We start from the raw sequence: 4,468 nt of genomic DNA, 5'->3' as shown, positions 1-4,468 counted from the left end.
GCAGTCGCTGCGCCACCTCCACCAGCAGTCGATTCCAGAACGGGAAATCCCATGCCTGAAAACCCCACGGCGGACCGGTTCGACTACCCGTCCAACCTCGCCAGGGCCGGCTCGTACCGCACCCACCGCAGCGCCTTCTGGCCCCCCGCGGACAGCTACGCCCTGGGCTGTCTGGACCTCGCCGGGGCCACCCCCGACCTCGGCGACGGGTTCCGCCGGGCCCTCGCGGACGTCCGCGTCGCGGTGGAAGCCGAGTGGCAGCGGGTCAAGGAGATCGGTATCCCCGCCCGCCGCCGCTTCAACGACCCGATGGCGATCGCCGAGGCGGTGCGCGACGTCGCCAAGCACCTGCCGGGCGAAGCCGACCGGCGGGCCGCGGAACTGCGTGCCAACGCCGTCCAGGACGGCTACGACGACGACATCCTGCGCGAACTGGCCTCCCTCCAGGAGCAGATCACGCTCGTCGCCGGCCAGGTCTCCACCTGGTACGGCAAGGAGGTCCGGGGCCTTCCCACGGCCTTCGCCTGCCGCGCCGACGAGGCGCGCCAGCAGCTGGTCACCGACGCCCTCGCCGACCGCGACGAAGTGGCCGCCTACCTGCGCGGCCTCCACGCCGACCTGCGCCTGGGCGACCTGCCGGCCTTCGGCGCCGCAGAGCTGTTCTTCATGGCCGGCGAGGGCAACCTCCACCCCAAGCACATCGCCTACTTCCTCCCCGAGGACGAAGGCGTGAAGTACTCGCCGTTCAAGAAGACGTACTACTTCGCCAACTCCCACCGCGCCCTGCTCGACACGGTCTCCGCACCCCTGGCGCGGCACTTCCTCGACGTCGGCGTGGAGTTCGACCCGGCGCACGCGCGCTTCGCCGCGATCCCCACCCTGGGCGTCCTCAGCCACGAGCTCGGCCACTTCGCGCACCGGCCCGCCACCGAGTACAAGGACCTCAACGCCGCCGACCGCTGGGCCTCGGTGGTCCTCCAGGAGGTCGCCGCCGACGTCTTCGGCATCCTCATCCTCACCGACGTCTGGGCGCCCCGCCTGGACATCGACCCGGCCGACTGCGTCGCGTACTACCTCGCCGAGTGCCTGCGCTACACCGACCGCGGGCTCGGCCACTTCCCCGACAGCGACGGCATGTTCCTCCAGCTGTCCTACTTCGTCCAGCTCGGCGCCCTCGACCTGACCGGCACCCCGCGCCTGACGGGAACGCCGCAGGTCGTCCTCGCGGGACTGCGCTCGCTGGCCCGTGTCCTGGCCGACACGCTCCTGGCCACCGACGCCGACCGGGCCCTCCACCTGCACCGCAGCTACGGCCCGGCCACGGCCGCCCCGCTCGCCGCATTCGTCGAGCGCCTCCGCCCGGAGCCCTTCCGGTCGGTCGAGTACACGCAGGAACACCTCCACTCCGCCGCGACCTCCGGCCGCTGAAAGCGAGACACGATGATCACCGAAGCGAATCAGGACCTGGACCAGGTGCGCGACTACTACACGGCGCAGCGCTCCACCAGCGGCGAAGGCGACAGCATCTACGCCATCTGGGAGAAGGGCGGCGCGTTCAACGATTCGGTCACCCCGTCCACCTATGTGCCCGAGTACCGCTCCCACATGGCCCTCAAGCTGCTCTCCCTGACCGACGAGGGGGCGTCCGTCTTCTCGCTCGGCTGCGGCAACGCCGCCGTCGAGGGCGTCATCGCCGGACTCGGCCGGACCGTGCGGGGGATCGACTTCAACGAGGAGGCCGTCCAACTGGCGCGCCAGAAGGGCGTCGACGCCTTCGCCGCCGACTACTACACCCTGCGTCCCTCCGACGTCGCGGGCGCCGACATCATCTACGCGGACGGCTTCCTCGGCCACCTCTTCGACGCCGACCGGGAGACCGGGCCCGCCCTGGACAAGCTGGCCGCCCTGCGCCCCGAGTCCGGCGCCTACCTGGTCTTCTCCAACGACGCGCCGCAGGACCGGGAGGCGCACTTCGCCCCCCACCAGCGCGTCGCCGACTTCTGGTACCTGTCCAAGGACTACCTCGCCGAGTGCCTCGAAGCACGCGGCTACCGCGGGGTGGAGAACTACTACTTCCCCTACCTGCGCCCGATCAGCGGCATGCGCAACCGCACCATCTGCATCGCACGCGTCCCGTAGCGGAGGAGGAAGCCGTGCCCGTCCCCGACACCTTCGCCGCGCGCCTGCGTCCCCTCCTGGGGGACCTGGTGGCCGCCTACGGAACGCCCTTCCACCTCTACGACGCCGCAGGCATCGCCGACACCTACCGCGCCATGACGGACGCCTTCGCCGGCGAGCCCTACCGGCAGTACTTCGCCGTCAAGGCCCTGCCCAACCCGCACGTCCTGTCCCTGCTCCTGGCCGAGGGGAGCGGCCTGGACTGCGCCTCCCCGGTGGAGCTGGAACTCGCGGGCAGCCTCGGCGCCGGGCCGGGCGACACCGTGTTCACCTCCAACAACACCACCCGCCAAGAATTCGGACTCGCCCGCAAAACCGGCTCGCTGGTCACCTTCGACGACCTCACCGCACTGGACCGCAGCGACCCGCTGCCCGACACGGTCGCCTTCCGCGTCTCCCCGCACGGACTGTCGGCCGGCTCCCGCTTGATGGGCGACGCGCAGGCGACCAAGTTCGGCGTGCCTGTCGGCCAACTGGCCGGCGCCTACCGCGAGGCGAAGGCACGCGGCGCCCGCCGGTTCGGCATCCACGGCATGACCTGCGCCAACGAACTCGACGTCGACCGTGCCGCGCGCGCCGCCACCGACGTCATCGAACTCGGCGCGCGCATCGCCGCGGACGTCGGCATCCAGCTGGACTACGTCAACGTGGGCGGCGGCCTCGGCATCCCCTACCGCCCCGAGGACCGGCCCTTCGACTTCCGCCGCTACGCCGAGGCCATCCTCGCCGCCCGCCGTGCCGCCTTCCCCCGCTCCGCGCCCCGCGTCCTCATGGAGTGCGGCCGCTACGTCACCGGCCCGCACGGCGTCCTGGTGACCACCGTCATCAACCGGTGCGGCAAGGGCCGCGAGGTCGTCGGCGTGGACGCCTCGATGTCCGCGCTGATGCGGCCCGGCTTCTACGGCGCCTACCACCACATCACCCTGCCCTTCGCGCAGGGCCGCGCCGAAGCGCCGTACGACGTCGTCGGCTCGCTCTGCGAGAACATGGACAAGTTCGCGGTCGACCGGCCGCTGGCCGATCCGCGCGAGGGCGACGTCCTCCTGGTGCACGACACCGGCGCGCACGGCCACGCGATGGGCTTCACCTACAACGGCCGCCTGCGCCCCGCCGAACTGCTGCTCACCCGCGACGGCGACGTCGTCGAGATCCGCCGCGCCGAGACCTACGACGACTACGTCAGTACCGTCCCCGGCAGCCCCGGGTCCGTCCTCCCCGCCGCACCGCACGCACGACAGGAGCGCCCCACATGTACTCCCGACCGCTGATCGAGGACGCCTGGAGGCGCCGCGCCGCGCTGACCGGGACCGAGCTCGCCGAACTCGCCCCGCACGTCGAGGCCGGACTCGACGCCCTGGACCGCGGTGAACTGCGCGCCGCGAACCCCGCCGACGGCACCTGGGCCGCCGACCCCTTCGTCAAGAAGCTGATCCTGCTCTCCTTCCCGCTCGGCACGAACGCCCTCGCCGACGCCGGCCCGGGCCGCCCCAGGAGCTACGACAAGATCCCGCTGAAGTTCGAGCACTGGCAGGAGCCGGACTTCGAGAAGGCCGGCATACGGGTGGTGCCGGGCGCGGTCGTCCGGCGCGGCTCCCACATCGCCCCGGGCGCCGTCCTCATGCCCTCCTTCGTCAACATCGGCGCCTACGTCGGCGCCGGCACGATGATCGACACCTGGGCGACCGTCGGTTCCTGCGCCCAGGTGGGGGAACGCTGCCACATCTCCGGCGGCGTGGGACTCGGCGGCGTCCTCGAACCGATCGGCGACAGCCCCGTCGTCATCGAGGACGACGTCTTCGTCGGCGCCCGGAGCGAGATCGCCGAAGGAGTACGGGTACGGCGCGGCGCCGTCATCGGCATGGGCGTCTACCTGGGCGCCTCCACCCCGATCGTGGACCGCGCGACCGGCGAGGTGACGCGCGGCGAGGTCCCCGAGGACGCCGTCGTCGTCCCCGGCACCCGGACCGATCCCTCCCACCCCGGCCTGGCCACGTACGCCGCCGTCATCATCAAGTACGCCGACGGGCGTACCCGCGGCAAGACGGCCCTGAACGACATGGTGCGGGACTGACCCATGAGCCCCCTCGCCAGCGCCTTCGCCCGGCTGCGCGCACTGAACGACGGTGTCCCCGCCCCGCCCGGCCTCGTCCCCGTCCAGCTCCACCTGGGCGAGTCCCGGCTCGGCACGGGCGGCGTCGACGGCACGCTGCTCGCCGACCCCGAGGGCTGGACCCGCTACCCGCCGCCCGGCGGCACGCCCGCCCTGCGCACGGCGTACACCGGGTGGCTG

Annotated in this window: 5 protein-coding genes; all 5 read left to right on the top strand. The window is 72.2% G+C overall.

Features of this window, described 5'->3' with window-relative positions:
• The first annotated feature begins 51 nt into the window (after window positions 1–51).
• The gene (locus tag VN520_RS15730) at window positions 52–1,428 is read left to right on the top strand and encodes a hypothetical protein (protein WP_325747544.1); all 1,377 of its coding nucleotides are present in this window, start codon (window positions 52–54) and stop codon (window positions 1,426–1,428) included.
• A 12-nt stretch (window positions 1,429–1,440) separates the two neighbouring features.
• Entirely contained in the window at window positions 1,441–2,139 is a 699-nt protein-coding gene (locus VN520_RS15725; protein WP_325747543.1) for a class I SAM-dependent methyltransferase, read from the top strand.
• 14 nt (window positions 2,140–2,153) lie between these two features.
• Window positions 2,154–3,446 carry a diaminopimelate decarboxylase gene (locus VN520_RS15720; RefSeq protein WP_325747542.1) on the top strand — a complete coding sequence of 431 codons (1,293 nt, stop codon included), beginning with the start codon at window positions 2,154–2,156 and terminating at the stop codon, window positions 3,444–3,446.
• Window positions 3,428–4,249, top strand: a complete 822-nt coding sequence (locus VN520_RS15715) for a 2,3,4,5-tetrahydropyridine-2,6-dicarboxylate N-succinyltransferase (RefSeq protein ID WP_325747541.1) — start codon at window positions 3,428–3,430, stop codon at window positions 4,247–4,249. The genes VN520_RS15720 and VN520_RS15715 overlap by 19 nt, the downstream gene beginning before the upstream one ends.
• Before the next feature lie 3 nt (window positions 4,250–4,252).
• Window positions 4,253–4,468: hypothetical protein (locus tag VN520_RS15710; RefSeq protein ID WP_325747540.1), on the top strand; the 216-nt coding region annotated here is incomplete at its 3' end.

The organism is Streptomyces sp., assembly GCF_035563135.1.
Classification (GTDB): domain Bacteria; phylum Actinomycetota; class Actinomycetes; order Streptomycetales; family Streptomycetaceae; genus Streptomyces.
Note: the sequence above shows the minus strand (reverse complement) of the source record. Positions and strands in the feature narration are given on the sequence as shown.

Excerpts from the sequence above, each read along its gene's own strand:
- VN520_RS15730 (WP_325747544.1), top strand. The coding sequence starts at position 52 with ATGCCTGAAAACCCCACGGCGGACCGGTTCGACTACCCGTCCAACCTC.
- VN520_RS15725 (WP_325747543.1), top strand. The coding sequence starts at position 1,441 with ATGATCACCGAAGCGAATCAGGACCTGGACCAGGTGCGCGACTACTAC.
- VN520_RS15715 (WP_325747541.1), top strand. The coding sequence starts at position 3,428 with ATGTACTCCCGACCGCTGATCGAGGACGCCTGGAGGCGCCGCGCCGCG.